This window comes from Roseibium sp. MMSF_3544 (assembly GCF_030732845.1).
Taxonomy (GTDB): domain Bacteria; phylum Pseudomonadota; class Alphaproteobacteria; order Rhizobiales; family Stappiaceae; genus Roseibium.
The window spans coordinates 19,464-36,143 of sequence record NZ_JASHKA010000041.1 but is presented as its reverse complement, the minus strand read 5'-3'; the positions used below and the strand labels follow the sequence as shown (position 1 = coordinate 36,143).

Genomic DNA, 16,680 nt, shown 5'->3' with positions numbered 1-16,680 from the left:
ATCAACGGCAAAGGGTCGGCGCTGCTCGACTACACGCCGGATGAAAACTTCAACGGCAGCGATGAACTGACGTTCCAAGTCGATGACATGGGCGATCAGGGCATGGCTGCGAAGCAAAGCCCGCTTCGCACTGTCGAAATCACCGTCAATGCAGTGAACGACGAAGCCGAGATCGCGGGAGAATACGAAGGCTCCGTTACCGAGGATGACCAAGACGATCTGAATGACAGCGACGAGTTGGAAGTTTCCGGTGAATTGGAAATCGACGACGTCGATGGCGAAAGCGAAGAGGAATTCGATCCAGATTCAGTCGTATTTGCGTCGGCTTCGCATGGTGACGGCTCCGCGCGCGGTAGCCTGGAAATCGACGAAGACGGCGAATGGACTTATACGATCGACAATGATCTGCAGTCCGTTCAGGATCTGGACGAAGGCGAGTCCTTCACTGAAACCTTCACGGTTGCCAGCGTTGACGGTACTGAGAAGGACATCACTGTTACCGTGAATGGTGCCGACGAACCTTCAGGATCATCTCTGCCGACTGAGCGGAGCGAGTTGGATAACTCAACACCGTTGGACAGTAATGGCAAGGCTTTCACCTGGACGCATACCATTACCGGAAATCCTGCAGGTGGTGCGACACTGAAGATATTGGCGGAAGGTGACTATAGTGGGAAGTCGAGCGAGCATATCCAGGTGATTGTGGATGGAATATCGCTCGGCAAATTCCGGAATATCGGCGAACAGTTGGGCGATGGCGTTACCGGGACCTCGGTGAATCCTGATGTCTTGAGCTACTCCGGATCCGTCTTGGAGCGTGAAGGAGATAACGACGTTGCTTGGAACTTGAGTCTCGAACTCAGTGAACTCTTTTTCCAGTCGCTTTTCGTCGGCGACGGCGAAATCGACATAAAACTCGATAACAATGTCGCTGTAGACAAAAAGGGACCAGACGACGACTTCTTTGGCTATTCGTTGGTTTATGGTGGCGCTTCCGACCCAATCGCCCTCGACCTGAACGGGGACGGTGTTGATCTCTCGGCTTCGGTTGCCTTCGACATCGATGCCGACGGGGATCTGGATGAGATCGGCTGGGTTGGTCCGGAAGACGGGCTCCTGGTTATGGATGTCGACGGGTCTGGGGCCATTGAGGACGGCTCGGAAGTCTTCTCCGAGGTGTTCAACGGTGGGTCTTACGCAGACTCGCTCGAGGCACTGGCCACGCTCGACAGCAATGGCGACGGTGTGATCGATGCCAATGATGCCGCCTTTGGTGACATCAAGGTGTGGCAGGATGTCAACTCCGATGGCATCACCCAGGAAGGCGAACTGCAGACGCTCATCGAGCGCGGCATCTCGGCGATCGATCTGGAGGCCGCCCGTATTGATCAGAACGTCGACGGCAACACGGTCTTCGCTGAAGGCACCTACACCAATGCGGACGGCTCGACCGGAACCTATGTCGGTGTGAACTTCGGCGCGGCCAATGACGATGCTGCCGACAGCGAAGAGACCACGCGTCAGTCGACCGCGATTGCGGCCGGGATCGCGCTGGTTCTCTATACGGCTTCCGCTGAAGAGGTGGCTGCCGGTCTGACAGGGATCAACGTCAAGGGCGACGCCGCCAGCGGCACCGTCCATATCGATCAGGATCTCTCGGCGATCTACTCACCGGCAGCCGGCTATTCCGGCCCGGATGCGGTCGAACTGGAGCTGGTCTTTGCCGACGGCACCACAGTGACCCGCTCGATCGAGCTGGAGGTTCTTGCCGATGAAGCCGCTGTCACCACGTCGGTAACCGTCGAGGCGCCCGAGGTTCCGGGAACGGAGCAAGATGTTGCGGATGCGTCGGATGGCGTTTCGGGTGAACCGGCAGCCGCCGCAGCGGCCGTGACGGTAACCGGTTCCGTGATCCGGGGTGACGATGGCGACAACATCCTTGTTGGCACCGACGGCGACGACATCCTGATCGGCGGCTTGGGATCCGACACGCTGACAGGCGGTGAGGGAGCGGACACCTTCGTCCTCAACTCCCTGGCCGAGGCCGACATCATCACCGACTACACGTTCGGTGAGGGTGACAAGCTGGATCTTGGTCAGCTTCTCGACAGCGCCTTCGGTGCTGCTGCCGATGCCGCTGAGTTCGTTCGGGCGCATCGCGATGCCAATGGCGAAGTCCGGGTTGAAGTTGACCGGGATGGCGGCAGAGACGGCGAGCACGACTGGCAGGAAGCCGCCACGCTGCAGGATCATGCTTCCATGGGCGACACGGTTCGCGTGGTTCTCGATACCGAAGGCACGGAAACCAACATTGCGGTCAACGTCGCCTGATCAAGGCCAAAGACCGAAACAGAAAAAGGCGGGCTCAACAGCCCGCCTTTTTTCTTTTGAATGTTTTTCTGGAGTTGCCGGCGAAAGCCCAGGACGGCGCGCCTTTTCGTCAGGCGTCCGAGCCGCTGTCCCGGCGCCGCACAAGCGCTGCACCGAGCAGGCTGGCGACCGCGACGGCAATCCCGGCGGCAAGCGCAAACAGTTTTGTGGTTTCCGGGACGCTCGTCAGAACCGCGGCTGTCGCGCCGGAAGATGCCTGCGGGACACTTGCCGTGACTTCCGCTCCACCGCTTGAAGCTGGCAGCAGGACGTTCACCCCGGATTTCGCCAGGTAGCCGGCCAGCCGGCCGGAGGTCTTTTCAGGATCATGATAGTCCACGACCTGGCTTTCCAGCTCGTGGCTCTCTGCCGCGCCCGACTGGGCCGACGGGGCAACGGCCACCAGAAGCTCATCACCGCTGCCGCCTTCCAAGACGATCCGGTCCAATCCGGTCTCCGCAACGGAGGCCTCCAGCACGGTCTTCAGGTAGTCGCCGAGTTCTTTTGCGTCGACGCTATCGGGCTCACTTTCGGCAAGGGCGACGAATTCCGGCACAAGAGGCAGGCTCGCCAGTTCCTCAAGGCGCAATCTCGGGCCGTTGAGATGAGCGTCCTCCAAGGCCCCCAGAAGCAGATCGCGCTCCTGGCCTGCTTTCAAACTCTGCTCTTGCAGCACGGCCTGTTGCTGATTGGCGATGAGGTATCCGCCGGTCACGATAACCGTTCCCAGCAGGCACCCGCCGACGCCAAGTGTCAGGGCCGGGGTCAGACCGGACCGTTTTCGAATCGCGGTTTTGTTTTGTTCTTCCGACATATGAAGCCTATATCACGCGCGCGCCCGGCTTGGGAGCCGGAATCGCGGAATTTGGCCTCTATCAAGGGTTTAGGGCAGGTGATTGAACGGCAGATCCGGCAGGTCTACTGGTTCGCCGACTTCAACCTTGCCGCCAGGCGCACCGGCTTGCCTTTGTGCGGCTCATGCTGCCATTCGCCTGCGGCATTGACGGTGTAAAGCGCCTTATAGTGCGGCAGGTCGCGCTCGAAACGGACGCGGGAAAACCGGTTGTCGAGAATGAGCCAGTCGCCCTTGTGGCGCACCGAGAGGACAGCATGGTATTGGCGTGCCGCCGTGTCGCGCAGAACGACGATGCGCATGTCTTCGTCCTTCACGCCAAGATCCCGCAAGAGCGCGTATTTCAGGATCGCGTAGTCCTCGCAATCACCTGCCCGCTTGGTCAGCGTCTCAACGGGCGATGCCCAGTATTCGCCCGCGTTCCAGAGCTGCGGATCAAGGCGATAGGCGAGCAGCCTGTTGACCATGTAGTTGACCCGGGGGATCTGAAGCCCCCGGCGCTGGGGCTTCACCTGATCCAGAATGGCCTTGTAGGCGCGAAACCCATGCCGCCCGTCCGTGCTGCCCGGAGTGTCAGCCTCAAGCGCACCCAGAGCACGCTGCCAGCGTTTTGTGACCGGCGAAAGCGAAACGGGTTTGCCGCGTGATCCGAACAGGACAGTCGGCTTGAGCTGCCGGGCAGGGGTGGCGACAGCTGCCTGCTGCACCATAGGCTTTGCTGCGATTTGGTTCGTGGAGACAACGGGCTTGCGTTTTGGGACCGCAATGCGCTCGGCCCGGATTGCACTGGACGTCACCAGGCTCGTCCGCAGCGGCGTTACCGAAGGCTTGTAGTGAAACTCCGCCGGAACGGCTTCTGTCGGGAAGGAATTCAGCAGTGAGGCATGAACAAGGGACCGGTCAGCGCCCTCATTGATCAATCCGCTTTCGGCAAGCGCGGACGTCATTGCCAAATGCAGACCAAACGCGCAGAAACACGCCTGGAGGGATGTACGTACGGCTTTCCTGCCCGCAGTCGGCTTTGCCGCTGCGCTTGCACTTCTGTTCATCTGCCGATCGCCTCGTTGTTGCCGAGACGTCAGCGCTCCCTGAGTGCTTCGTCCCGAACTTTATTGATCGGCTTCAAGATGTAATCCAGAACCGTTTTCTCACCGGTTAATATATCTATAGACGCAACCATTCCTGGTATTATTGGTAAAGGATCGGTGTCGGGACCGAGGTAGTTTTTATCTGTTCTTATCATGACGCGGAAGAAGCGATTACCTTCTTCGTCTTCCGTTGTATCGGCGCTGATCCGTTCCAGATTGCCTTCAAGGCCACCATAGACCGAAAAGTCGTAAGCCGTTATTTTTACTTGTGCTTTTTGTCCCGGGTGAAGGAACGCAACGTCCTTCGGCCTGATCTGGGCTTCGATCAGGAGCGTGTCTTCCAGCGGCACGATTTCGACCAGGTCGGCTGCCGGCTGCACGACGGCGCCGATCGTCGTGATGTTCAGTTTGTTAACAATGCCCTTGACCGGTGAAACGAGTTCCGTGCGGCGGACGCGGTCGGTTGCGCCCTTCATGGTTTCATTAATGACGGCCAGTTCTCCGCGCGCTTCTGCAAGCTGCTGGCTGGCCTCTGCGACGAAGGTGGAAACCGCGTTTCGTGAACGTTCCTTGGCTTCTTCCTTGGCTGCAAGAGAGCGCTGAACAGACGCCTTCGTGATTGCAAGTTCGCCTTCGCTCTCTTTCAGTTGACGCTGCAACTGAAGAAATTCGATTTCAGGCAGGACCTTGCGTTCATAAAGGCTTTGCTTGATCTCCACTTCACGTTCCATGATTTCAGTGACGCTCTCAAGCTTTGCCTGTTTTGCCAAAAGCTCCTGGTATTCCTGTTCCTTCTGCAGGGCCTGGTTTTCCAGGACCCTCAGTTCGTTTTCGAGGCTGGCTTTCTTGTCCAGATATACGTTTTCCTCTTCCGCGATCAGTCCTGGAACCGCCTGTGCCAGGGCCTCGGGAAAAACCAGTTCCTGTTGGTCCGCTTCTGAATCAAGCCGCGCGATCCGCGCCATCAAACCGAGCTGACGCTGCCGGATCTCGCCAAGTTGCGAGGAAAACGTGGTGTCGTCGATTTCGATCAACGACTGGCCTTGCTCAACAATGTCGCCCTCGCGCACGAAGATCTTCTCGACAATGCCCTGTTCCGGTGCCTGAACGACCTGGATCTGGCGGGACGGGATGACGCGCCCGTCGCCGCGCGTGACTTCCTCAAGGCTTGCGAAATAGGCCCAGACCAGCAAGACCACGAACAGCACAAGACCGATGCGGATAACATTGGTGGTGTAGCGCGGCGGCTTGGTCTGGATGACGTCGCGAATGTCGTTCGCGTAGTTCCAATCACCTGAGTTCATAGTGTCTTACCCTGAGCGCCTTGCTGGCTTGCTGAATTAACCGCCCCGAGTTCTTGCAGTTTCTTGAGCACATCCTGCCGTGGTCCGTCCAGGGCAAGCTTGCCGAAATCAAGTGTGATCAGCCGGTCGGTCAGCTCCACAAGGCTCATGCGGTGCGTGCTGATGATGACCGTCGTATCCGGCGTGTTGTAGTCCATCAACCGGGTAATCAGGCGGCGCTCGGATGCCAGGTCGAGATGGCTGGAGGGTTCATCCAGGAACAGCACCCGCGGTTTGCGAAGCAGGATACGGGCAAGTGCAACCGCCTGTTTCTGCCCACCGGACAGGAAGCGACCGCCTTCGCCGACCTGAAGGTCATATCCGACCGGGCTCTGCGACACGAATTCCTCAACCCCGGCAATCCGCGCCGCCTCGATCAGGGCGTCATCGTCGGCGAATGGGTCGCCCGCGCTGATGTTCTCCCGCACCGTGCCGCTGAAAAGCACATTATCCTGCGACAGGAATCCGACATTTGAACGCAGGTCCGCCGGGTCGAACTGACGCGTGTCGGTTCCGTCGATCAGCACGGCTCCGTTGGTGGGGTAATAGAGACCTGAGACCAACCGGCCGATGGTGCTCTTGCCAGAGCCGACGCGGCCGATCAGTCCGACCGTTTCTCCCGGTGCGATCTTGAAGGAGATGTTCTTGAGGCTGTCGTCTTCGGCTTCCGGATAGCGAAAGTTCACACCCTTGAATTCAACCGAACCGGAGGCGATCCGCTTGTTGATGTAGGTGCGGCCAGGTTTGCGCTCCGTTTCGGTCGACATGACCTCATCAAGGATCTTGTAGGAGTGCAGTGTCTGGCGAAGCCGTGTCAGCGTATTCGCGACATTGGCCAGCGGCGCCAGAACCCGGCCGGACAGCATCATCGCGGCAATCAGGGCGCCCATGGTGATGTCGCCGCTTGCAATCAAGTAAACGCCCCAGACGACGATGGCGATGGAAACGGAGGCCTGCACAAGCCCGGTGCCGGACTGCGCGAGCAGCGCCCAGAAGCGCCCCTTCATGATCGCTGCGCTCGAGGCGGCGACCGAACGTTCCCACTTGGTCTGCATGCGGCCTTCGGCGTTGAGTGCACGGACCGTGTCCAGGTTGGCAACGCTTTCAACGAGGATTGAATGCCTGATGGCGCTTTCCCTGTGAGACTGCTCGATGGCACCGGAAAGGGGCGCCTGAACCAGCAGGCTGATCGCGAGGACGATCGGGACGGCGATCAGGGGAACGATCGCAATCCATCCGACAAGCAGAAACAGAACGGCGACGAAAATTCCGATAAAGGCCACGTCGATAATCGAGACCAGCGAAGACGAGGTAATGAACTCGCGTACGGTTTCGAATTCGCGGATGTGGTTGGCGAACTGACCGGAGCTGACGGGACGCTTTTCGAAGTCGATCGCCATTGCGTGCGAGAAAATTTTGCTGGCAAGAGCATTGTCTGCCTGTTTGCCTGCGACGTTGATGATCTGCCCGCGCGCGATTTTCAGGATCATGTCGAAAATGAGCGTCAGGATCACGCCGATGGCAAGCGCCCATAGCGTCGGGATTGCGTTGTTCGGAACCACGCGATCATAGACATTCATTGTGAAGAGCGGCGAGGCGAGGGCAAGCAGGTTGATCAGCAGCGCCGCAATGCCGACGTGTACATAGTCCCGCCAATAGGTGGAAATCGTACTCCAGAACCAGTGACCGCCCGAGTCGAGGGCGCGTTCGCTCTTGCCGGTTTTGTCGACAATGGGCTGAAAGAAGATCGCGTAGCCGCTGTAATCCTCCTTGAATCGCCCGAGTGGCCGCTGCAGTGTTCTGGAATCATGGGTGGGATCGACGACTTCCGCCATGCCGGTGTCCTGATTGACACCGGTCAGGACAAGCATCTGGGCGTCTTTCATGGCCACGATGCAAGGGAGCGCCGCCAGCGGAATGGCATCGATGTCCTTCTTGTCGGGAAGCGCCTTCAGGCCGCAATTGGCCGATGCCCGCCCCAAAATGCCAATGGTGAGCTTGCTGTCGGTCTGTGGCAGGCCGTTCCAGATCACGGAATCCGTTACATGATAGCCATGAACTCTGGCGATGTACTTTAACGCATCAGCCAGGGGATCTTTTGTACTGGAGCTGTCTTCAGCCTTTTCGGCCAGATTTTTTTCGTCGGTGTTTTGCAGCATTGTCGGTGCGAGCCGTGGGCATTGTCACCGCGATAGTCTTGTGCCGGGCTTTGGGCCCATTCATCCAGTCACATCACGACGACCAAATGCCCATAGGGGCTTGTTTCCCGGCAAAACCACCTGCGGTGCTCCGAGGTAAGATATGGGGTCTGCCGGGCGACCGGCAAACCAATTTTACTCAGCAAAACGTTAGAATTTGCGTAACGGCTCGAGATTGAGCGCGTTTGACGGGAAAATCGTCCTAGTTTCACGCAGTCCGTCAGCTGATTCCGGCGGAGGGGAGACACCGAGATATGCCAGAAGGTCACCGGAGGTCGCGCGCAACTGGTAAGTAGAGAATGCGTAAACCGCGCGCGAGAAGATCAGCTCGATCTCGCTGTTGAACAACGCGTTTTCGGCGTTCAGAACGTCAAGCAGCGTACGTTGTCCGATGTCGTATTCCTGACGGTAGCCCTCGACGACCTGACGGTTCGCTGCAAGCTGTTCGCGCAGCGCCTTGATGCGCTCGCTGGTCGTCGAAACGGACGCATAAGAGCGTTCAATGCCTTCTTTCAGCTCACGGCGAACCCGGTCGACACGAATCTGGGCTTCGGTAACACGCTCGGCGTATTCACCGGCAAGGGCCGTGTCGCGGCCGCCATTATAAAGGTTCCACGAAAAGATGAGTTTGCCCGAATATTCGTTGTTGCGGCCTTCGATACCGCCGACATCGTCGCCAACGGTCGCCTGACCGAGCAGGGAGACTTCGGGAAGGAAGTTGCCCTTGGTGGCTTCATATTCGTATTTGGCCGCATCTGCATCGGCAACGGCTGCGCGGACTGTCGGATGTGTCTGCACTGCAGCGTCGACAAGCTGGACGACAGAGCCCGGCGGCAGGCTGGCCGGTTTGGCAGGCGCCAGGGAGGCGGGGCCTTTGCCGACAATGCGCTCGTACCTTGCGACGGTGTCCAAAAGTGAATTGCGCACTTCCGAAACAATGACTTCTGCAGCCGCGACGCGCTCGCGCGCCTGGGCGAGGTCGGCCGCACCTGTCTCGCCGCCTTCAAAACGTTGTTGAACGTCGGAGAAGATCCGGCGGTGCTTTTGCACGTTCATGCGCGCCTTGGAAAGGATGGCCGTGTGGCGCAGCACATCGATATAGGCTTCGACAGCGTCAAGAGCCGTGGCTTCGGAGCGTTCCATGACGCGAAGCGCTGCGCCATCGACGCGAGCGCTTTGACGATAAACTTCGTTGACGGAGGTGAACCCATCAAAGAGGAGCTGCTGAACGGTTACCGTGAATTCAGACGAAAATCGCCACTCATCGTTTTCTTCCGCGTTGAAGGAATTCGGCCGGTCGAGACGTTCCGGTCCAAATTCTCCCGAAAGATCGAGGGTGGGAAGAAAGGCGCCCTGTGAACGCCGATATTCATAGTTACGCGCCCGGCGGTTGGCGGCTGATTCCAGCACATCCGGGTTCGTCGAGACGGCTTCCTGAACAACCTGCCTGAGGTCAGCCGCCCACGAAACATCAATCAAACACACACTCATCAAAAGAGCAGGTAATATACGCATAGCGCCAGAGCCACTCGGTCTTTTTTTGTATCTGGCCGGACCATAGTATACGGGGCATGCATTCCCAAGCGTGACTGAAACCCCAATTATGCTTAAAATTGCCGGTGTTGCGTTTGTGCAACGAAATGCCCTTAAATTCCTATTAAAATGCAATTTTTTACGTTGGATTAACCCTGTTGCGCATTTTGGGTTGTGCCGATCCTGCACCCAGAAGAGCACTTATCCCGGAATCATCAACAGCGCTGGCTGCCATTTCACGGCCAGTCGGTCCTATTGATAGAAAGCCTTAGATACAAAGATATAGTCCCGAGGTGAGGTTTCGATGCTCTTTTGAGCTCCGTCAGATGCTTCGAGCTGCCCTGATTGGTGAAATTCGATGGTCTGATCGCGCTTGGCGCACCAAGGCGCTCGTGGATTGCTTTTAGGCAGAGCCTGAGGTCGGGCGCTGCCTGAAAAGAGAAGTTACCAGGTCAGCGCCTCCGTCGGTTTCTATCGCCACATCCCCAAAGAGCCTGCCGCAAATGGTAACTGCCGTCCGGCCAACCCGGATTGGTTCCGGTTTTTCAGAAACAGCAAGGAAAGTTGTTCGAAGTCTACTTATTGAATTAATCAGAATTTGCCCGTCTCGGATTAACCTGGAAGCAGACAAAAACGCAGGATGGTCCGATGGAGTTCAAAGCGGCGATAGCTTTTCTTGGTCTGGTGATCGTGGGAGCGATCTATTACTACATCGAATCGAGGCCAGTTGAGATTGCGGATCTGGACACTTCTTTTCAAAGCGGAACGTACCTCGTTTACATCGGGGCAGACAATTGCGGGGCGTGCCGTCGCTACCACGGCAGAGCGATGAACGAGACGAAGGTTCGGGCGCAAAAATCCGACATCCAGTTTGTGTACAAGGTCGTTCCCTCCTTGCGTGACCTCAGGAAGAAAGACGTGCTTGGCGACTTTTGGCCCGTGTTTAACGCTGCGGGCAAAAAATCGCGCTTTGCAGTGCCGTTATTTGCCGTCGTGCACGATGGAAAACTTGTCGATGCCGAGCCCGGCAAATGGCAGAAGATGCTGAAAGTCGCGCAGAACGCCTCCTGACAGAAGGTTTGAAGAACGTCTCGTATCCATTCGTCGACATGAGCCACCTTTCAGAAGCCACCCCCAGCCCGGACTTCGACGGCAACGTCCAGAAAACTTTGAATGAGTCGCAATTCGCGCTTGTCGGCGGGGATGGCGATGCAATCGCGATATTCCTCCGGCATTTCCTTGACGCTCACGGCAGCGAGCCGGTCTGAAGGGAACAGGCTCCTTTCAAACAGCAGCCCGATACCAAGGTTATGCAGGATCGCTTCCTTTACCATCGGAAAGGTGGTGGTGCGCAGGATCCGGAAGAAAGACAGGTCATGCTCGCGCATCTTTTCGCGGGCAATCTTTTGGGTCAGTGAACCGTCCTTTGGCAATGCCCTCATTGTCACAGTCTCTTCCTGAAACTGTCACAAATTACTCTGTGAGAAAGGGTAGAAGGCCGGTTCCCTGACACTCGAAGTGCGACTCGCGGTGGTGCGAGGCGCGTCATATTTTTGGAGCGGGCCATGACGTTTGCCGACAAGACACAGCCGACGGGAAGTGAATTGACCGTTCTCAAAAACGCCAGGCTGGTTCTCGCGAATGAGGTTGTCTCCGGTCATCTTGCCCTGTCGAAAGGCCGCATCGTCTCGATCGATACGGGCCTTGCGCCGCAGGCGGGCCTGGATCTGGAACAGGATTTTCTGATCCCCGGTCTCGTGGATATTCACACCGATCATTTCGAAAAACATGTCTATCCGCGCGCGCATGTGCGCTGGGACCCGCTTCGCGCGGCACTTGCCCATGATGCTCAGATTATCGGAAGCGGGATCACCACCGTGTTCGACAGTCTGTGTGTCGGTGCAACGGTGACGAAGCCGGAGCGAAGGGAAGTCTTGTCGCCCATGGTCGACGCTCTGGAAAAGGGACAATCGGCGGGGCTGTTCCGGGCTGAACACCTGGTGCACCTTCGCTGCGAAATCACGGATGAGGAAACGACCCGCCTGACCGAGGAGAATATCGGCAAGGACATCGTGCGCATGGTGTCCGTCATGGAGCACCTGCCGGGCCGCCGTCAAAGCAAGGACGTCGACGCTTACATGCGGCGACGCATGGCCGACACGGGCGAAAGCCAAGCAGAAGCGGAAAAAGCCACACAGGCCCTGCTGAATTTTTCCGATGAAATCAGCGAGAAGGTGCGCCCCGCGGTGATTGCGCTCGCCCATGCGCATGATCTGCCGTTGTTAAGCCACGATGACACCGAACTCCATCACGTTGATGAAGCGCTTTCTGAAGGCATCTCGGTTTCCGAATTTCCCTGCACGATTGAAGCTGCGCGCAAGGCCAAAGACCACGATATGCACGTGGTCGGCGGCGCTCCGAATGTGCTGCGCGGCGGATCGCAGTCCGGAAACGTAGCTGTCAAGGATCTGATGTCGGAAGGACTGGTTGATATCCTTGCGTCTGACTACGTGCCTCGTTCGCTTCTGGACGGTGCCTTCATGGTCGCAGCCGACGAGAGTTTTGAGGACGACCTTCCATCCGCCATCCGCATGGTGACAAAGACGCCGGCAGAAGTTTCGGGCCTGTCCGATCGTGGAGAGCTCAGCCCGGGACGGCGTGCCGATCTGCTCCATATCGGTCTCCATGACGGACATCCGTTTGTAAAGCATGCCTGGGTCCATGGACGGCGGGTTCTTTGACCACAAGACGGCCTGGTCGATACCACCGGAAAGACCTCCCGCATATTCCCGATTGCTTGATTTTTTCCCTTGATCTCAAGTTAACTTGAGGCGCTAGAAGCATCAGCCGTGAGCAGGATCGGCGTCGAGCAGACATCGGATCCTGGCGCTTGTTTGGCAAGTGAAACTCGTTGCTGGAGCCTTTCAAATGCACATATTGACCGTCCTGGATCACCCAAATCCAGCCTCTTTCTCCGCGGCCGTCGCCGAAAAATTCATGGAAGGCGCCCGGTCAGTTGGCCATTCCGTGGAACTTGCGGATCTTCATGCCGAAGAGTTCGATCCACGTTGGTCAATGGCTGACGTTGAAGCAGATGGAAGCGTGGGCGCGTCACCGGATGTCGTGCGCGAACAAGCCAGAATTGCGCGCTGCGATGCGATCTGCCTTGTCTTTCCCCTGTTCTGGTGGGGGATGCCCTCAATGACCAAGGGGTGGGTGGATCGGGTCTGGAGCTGGGGTTGGGCTTACGATCAGCTAGAGGACACTGAACTGTCTCTTCAACGCAGCCGACCCGGTATCCTGCTTGTACCTGCAGGTGCCCGTTCCGATGAAATGGAAGAAAAGGGCTATCGCATGGCGCTTGAAACAGCCTGGATCAAGGGTACGTTTGGCTATTTCGGGTTGTCACCACGAAAACTCGAACTGCTCTGCGGTTCGGAAGGGTCGCCAGAGCGCCGGGCAGTCCTGCTTGAGCGGAGTTTTCAAGCCGGTGCCGACGTCACGAGCCCCGAACGCGCGCGCTAGTCGCGCTGCAACGATCGGCAACGACGTCAAGTGCGGCTGCGCTCGTCCTTGCCTATGATGCGTTTGCGCAGGAAGCCGGAAAAACCATCGATCAGATAGACGGTGAAGATGATCAGAAAGATGATCGTCCAGGCTTCCGGCCACCTGTAGGCGCTGATGCGGTCGGCGAGCAGGAACCCGATGCCGCCGGCCCCGACGATGCCAAGGATGGTTCCCGAACGCGTGTTGGATTCGAAGTTGTAAAGAATGATCGACAAGATCACCGGCAGCGCCTGAGGCAGAATGGCAAAGCGGATTGTCTGGAGATTCCCACCGCCTGAGGCCTTTACGCCATCAACCGGCTTCTTCGATGTGTTTTCAATGGCTTCTGAAAACAGCTTGGAAAACGTCCCAATCTCCGAAACGGCGATTGCCAGGATGCCCGCAAGCGGACCCAGGCCGAAGGCTCGGATGAAGATGAGGGCAAGGATGATTTGCTCGACGGCACGCAAGGCGTCGAAGCCGCGTCGCGCACTCAGCCGAAGCCACGAGACAGGCATGATGTTCTTAGCGCCGAGGAAGGCGAGGGGGAAGGCGACAACAGCTCCCAGCAATGTGCCCATGAAGGCCATGGCGACCGTTTCACCCAGCCCTTTCAGGACTTCGCGCCATTCCTGCCATGTATCCCAGATGTAAGGGGGAAACATGAAGGAGAGCACACTGCCGAAGCGGGTCATTCCTTCCATGAGGCGGCCCGGAGAGAAGCCGAACGCCCATAAGCACCACGCCGTCAGGAGCACGAAGGCGCACCATCCCGCGAGGCGGAGCAATTTGGTTTTCAGCGGTGTCTCGAACGCGTCCGGTACGAGATGCCGCGCCTTTTCGATCTCCGGCGTGATCCTGTCCATCGTTAAACCCCCTTGCCCGTCAAACCGATGATGCGGTGCCGGACTTTTTCGCTGATCGTGTCGATCAGGATCACAGTCACGAAAATGATCAGGAAAAGCGCAGAGAGGTCGGTGTACTCCTGCAGAGACATTGCGACCCGGATTTCCTGTCCGAGGCCGCCTGCGCCAACGAAGCCGATGATGGACGAGGCGCGTACGTTGATTTCGAAACGCAGCAGCGTGTAGCTGATGATGTTCGGGATAACCTGCGGAACGATGCCATAACGCACCTGGTCGAACCAGGAGCCTCCGGAAGCCTTGATCCCCTCGACCGGCCGCATGTCGGCATTTTCGTTGGCTTCCGAATAAAGCTTGCCGAGCGCGCCGGTCGCGTGAAGTCCGATCGCCAGAACGCCGGCCAGTGGCCCGACGCCAAAGCAGAAGACGAAAATCAGCGCCCAGACCAATTCGGGAACCGTGCGCACAATCTCCAGGTAGCGCCTGGTTACGTTGAGCACGATGGCATTGGGCGCAAGGTTGCGCGATGCGGGAAAGCTGAGAAGGAAGGCGCCGAACACACCCAGAAGCGTTGCCATATAGGCGATCAGGATGGTTTCGATCAGAAGCTCGAGCCAGACCTTCCAGCGCCAGAACCAGTTTGCGAGATCTGCTCCGAGCGTGTCCCAGTGCAGCACAGGCAAAGTCTTGTAAAGATACTCGCCGAGCCGTGGCAGTCCCGCCCAGATCTTCCACATGGAAACGCGCTCACCATTGGCAAGCGTCACGTCCGTCATGTCAAAGAAACCGCCGATCCAGGCGGCGGCGAAGAAGCAGATCGCGAACACGGCGGACGACAGAAAGTTCATCCGCAGCGCCGACTTTCTGGCCGCCGCGTAGTCGAGCTCAAATTGTTCGATTGCCGGAGAAACTGAAGTCATGACCTGAGCCGTTGTGCGAAAGGCGTGAGAGGCGCTGGTGAGCGCCTCTCACCGGAATTGCTTTAGCCGCCGCGACGCTCTTTCTTCAGCCAGTCACGCATGTCCACGATCCACTGGTAGCGGTCGTGGTCGACTTCGATCCAGCCTTCCTGGGTGGAGTCCTTGCCGCCGGTCATTTCGATGAAGGCAAGTGTATCGTTCTCCGGGATTGCCATGACAGCTTGGCGCATGTCGGCGATCAGGTCTTTCGGCAGGTTGGCGCGGGCTGCAAGCGGGCCGGACGTGATTTCCGGCGACTTCCAGATCATGCAGATGGCACCATCGTCGATCATGCCCTTGGTGACCATGCGCTGCGGGATGCCGTTTGTCTCGTTGGTGATGTAGGTAGCCGCGGCATCATATTGCTTGTTGTAAACGCCGAGCACACCGGTCTCGTGGGCGCCGGAGAACGGGGTCGCGCCGAAGTATTCTTTCGGATCGTATCCCTGCTTGCTCAGGTTGAAGTAGGGAACGGCATAACCGGATGTGGAATCGGGGTCGGCGAAAGCAAGTGTCTTGCCTTTCAGGTCGTCCAAAGAGGTAAGACCGCTGTCGCAGCGGACGGCGATGACCGAGAAATAACCGGTCGATCCGTCCTTCTGCAGGCGCGAAACGAGGGGCACGACGCCGCCATTGGTTTCGGTGTAGGCAGCGGCGTAGGACGAAGACCCAAAGAAGGCGAACTCGATCTGGTCAGCGGCGATCGCCTGGATCACACCGTCGTAGGAACCGGCGGTAAAGATCTCGACTTCGACGCCGAGCTGGTTTTCAAGGTATTTTTCGAACGGTGTGTAGCGCGCAATCCGGTCCTTTTCGTTTTCGCCGGACAGGATGCCGAATTTGATCGTCTTGTACTGGTCTTTCCAGCCTTCCGCCAGGGCCGGCGAGGCTGTGAGAACGACAGCGGAAACTGCTGCTGCGAAAATGGCCTTCATCGTAGTGCTCCATGTTTGCCGCATCATGCGGCTGGTACACGCGGCCGTGGCCGCTCGAGTGAGACAAGTGCGCAAAACACACTTGTGCTTTAGGCCCCGACCGCCTGCTTTGGCGGTTGGGACGAAGCTGCTTGAAGGGAGGTCGAGGTCACCGCCTCGTTTATGTCGTCGCCGAGGGTGTCCGTGCCGTAAATCGCGCGGACCTTGTCTGTCGTCAGCGCTTCCGGTGTGCCGTCGAAATGCACCTTGCCGGCCTTCATCGCGATGATGCGGTCGCAATAGGAGCGAGCGGTGTCGAGCGTGTGCAGGTTGACCAGCACTGTCAGACCGTCCGTCCGGTTGATTTCCCTGAGCGCTTCCATCACGCGCGTCGCGTTGGCCGGATCAAGGGATGCGATCGGCTCGTCGGCTAGCATGATGCGCGGGTTCTGAACCAGCGCCTTGGCAATCGCGACCCGTTGTTGCTGCCCGCCGGACAGAGTACCGGCGCGCTGCAGGGCTTGCGGAACAAGATCGAGCCGATCGAGCGCCTGGATGGCGCGGGCCCGGTCCGCGTCGGTGAAGGAGCGGAGCATCGATCTTGTGAAGCCGGTATGCGCAATCCTGCCGACCATGACGTTGGTCAGGACGTCCATGCGCTCAACAAGATTGAACTGCTGGAAAATCATGGCACAGGACGCGCGCCAAAGTCGCAAATCCCGTCCTTTCAGAGCAGTGATGTCCTGACCGTCGTTGACGATCGATCCGTTGGACGGATCCGTCAGCCGGTTGATCATGCGAAGCAATGTGGACTTACCGGCCCCGGACCGGCCGATCACGCCAACCAACTGACCCTTTGGGATGGCAAGCGAAACGCCATCCACGGCGGTCAGGTCTCCGAAAACTTTCGACAACTGCTCGACAACCAGCATTGGCCCCTCCGCGAAACGGAGAGCCAACTAGCAAAATTCTGCGGAATGCAGATGTCTATACGATTATACTTTTATGATTTT

General features: G+C 58.0%; 14 protein-coding genes. 4 read left to right on the top strand and 10 right to left on the bottom strand.

Translation table 11 applies throughout. The features are described from left to right. A partial coding sequence (locus tag RBB47_RS30060) for a VCBS domain-containing protein (RefSeq protein ID WP_305989623.1) occupies positions 1-2,331 on the top strand: 2,331 nt, incomplete at its 5' end. 109 nt (positions 2,332-2,440) lie between these two features. On the opposite strand, the gene RBB47_RS30055 is transcribed toward RBB47_RS30060, so the two are convergent. The 5 genes from RBB47_RS30055 to RBB47_RS30035 all read right to left on the bottom strand — a co-directional run bounded on the left by RBB47_RS30055 (position 2,441) and on the right by RBB47_RS30035 (position 9,337). Beyond that, entirely contained in the window at positions 2,441-3,184 is a 744-nt protein-coding gene (locus tag RBB47_RS30055; RefSeq protein WP_305989622.1) for a hypothetical protein, read from the bottom strand. Between the two features lie 104 nt (positions 3,185-3,288). Beyond that, positions 3,289-4,272 carry a transglutaminase-like cysteine peptidase gene (locus RBB47_RS30050; RefSeq protein ID WP_305989621.1) on the bottom strand — a complete coding sequence of 328 codons (984 nt, stop codon included), beginning with the start codon at positions 4,270-4,272 and terminating at the stop codon, positions 3,289-3,291. A gap of 29 nt (positions 4,273-4,301) precedes the next feature. Further along, entirely contained in the window at positions 4,302-5,615 is a 1,314-nt protein-coding gene (locus RBB47_RS30045; protein WP_305989620.1) for an HlyD family type I secretion periplasmic adaptor subunit, read from the bottom strand. Next, entirely contained in the window at positions 5,612-7,813 is a 2,202-nt protein-coding gene (locus RBB47_RS30040; RefSeq protein ID WP_305989619.1) for a type I secretion system permease/ATPase, read from the bottom strand. Before RBB47_RS30040 ends, RBB47_RS30045 begins: the two co-directional genes overlap by 4 nt. A gap of 189 nt (positions 7,814-8,002) precedes the next feature. Continuing rightward, positions 8,003-9,337 (bottom strand): TolC family outer membrane protein, encoded by a 1,335-nt coding sequence (locus RBB47_RS30035; protein ID WP_371932873.1) that lies wholly within the window; start codon positions 9,335-9,337, stop codon positions 8,003-8,005. Positions 9,338-10,033: 696 nt separating this feature from the next. Here RBB47_RS30035 and RBB47_RS30030 point away from each other — a divergent pair. Beyond that, complete coding sequence (locus tag RBB47_RS30030) at positions 10,034-10,456, top strand: hypothetical protein (RefSeq protein WP_305989617.1); 423 nt, start codon at positions 10,034-10,036, stop codon at positions 10,454-10,456. Positions 10,457-10,506: 50 nt separating this feature from the next. Here the strand turns inward: RBB47_RS30030 and RBB47_RS30025 are convergent, their stop codons facing one another. After that, positions 10,507-10,827: a hypothetical protein gene (locus tag RBB47_RS30025; protein ID WP_305989616.1), complete on the bottom strand. Its 321-nt coding sequence runs from the start codon at positions 10,825-10,827 to the stop codon at positions 10,507-10,509. A 123-nt stretch (positions 10,828-10,950) separates the two neighbouring features. Between RBB47_RS30025 and RBB47_RS30020 the strand changes: the two genes are divergently transcribed. Together RBB47_RS30020 and RBB47_RS30015 are read left to right on the top strand one after the other, a co-directional pair. After that, positions 10,951-12,126 (top strand): alpha-D-ribose 1-methylphosphonate 5-triphosphate diphosphatase, encoded by a 1,176-nt coding sequence (locus tag RBB47_RS30020; RefSeq protein ID WP_305989615.1) that lies wholly within the window; start codon positions 10,951-10,953, stop codon positions 12,124-12,126. Between the two features lie 187 nt (positions 12,127-12,313). Continuing rightward, the gene (locus tag RBB47_RS30015) at positions 12,314-12,910 is read left to right on the top strand and encodes an NAD(P)H-dependent oxidoreductase (RefSeq protein ID WP_305989614.1); all 597 of its coding nucleotides are present in this window, start codon (positions 12,314-12,316) and stop codon (positions 12,908-12,910) included. Positions 12,911-12,936: 26 nt separating this feature from the next. Here RBB47_RS30015 and phnE (RBB47_RS30010) read toward each other — a convergent pair whose 3' ends face one another. From phnE (RBB47_RS30010) to phnC, 4 genes are all read right to left on the bottom strand, one after another. Next, complete coding sequence (phnE, locus tag RBB47_RS30010) at positions 12,937-13,797, bottom strand: phosphonate ABC transporter, permease protein PhnE (protein WP_305989613.1); 861 nt, start codon at positions 13,795-13,797, stop codon at positions 12,937-12,939. Between the two features lie 2 nt (positions 13,798-13,799). Further along, positions 13,800-14,714, bottom strand: a complete 915-nt coding sequence (gene phnE / locus RBB47_RS30005; RefSeq protein WP_305989612.1) for a phosphonate ABC transporter, permease protein PhnE — start codon at positions 14,712-14,714, stop codon at positions 13,800-13,802. Between the two features lie 62 nt (positions 14,715-14,776). Next, positions 14,777-15,688: a phosphonate ABC transporter substrate-binding protein gene (gene phnD / locus RBB47_RS30000; protein WP_305989611.1), complete on the bottom strand. Its 912-nt coding sequence runs from the start codon at positions 15,686-15,688 to the stop codon at positions 14,777-14,779. A gap of 89 nt (positions 15,689-15,777) precedes the next feature. Beyond that, positions 15,778-16,599: a phosphonate ABC transporter ATP-binding protein gene (phnC, locus tag RBB47_RS29995; RefSeq protein WP_305989610.1), complete on the bottom strand. Its 822-nt coding sequence runs from the start codon at positions 16,597-16,599 to the stop codon at positions 15,778-15,780. Positions 16,600-16,680: the final 81 nt, after the last annotated feature.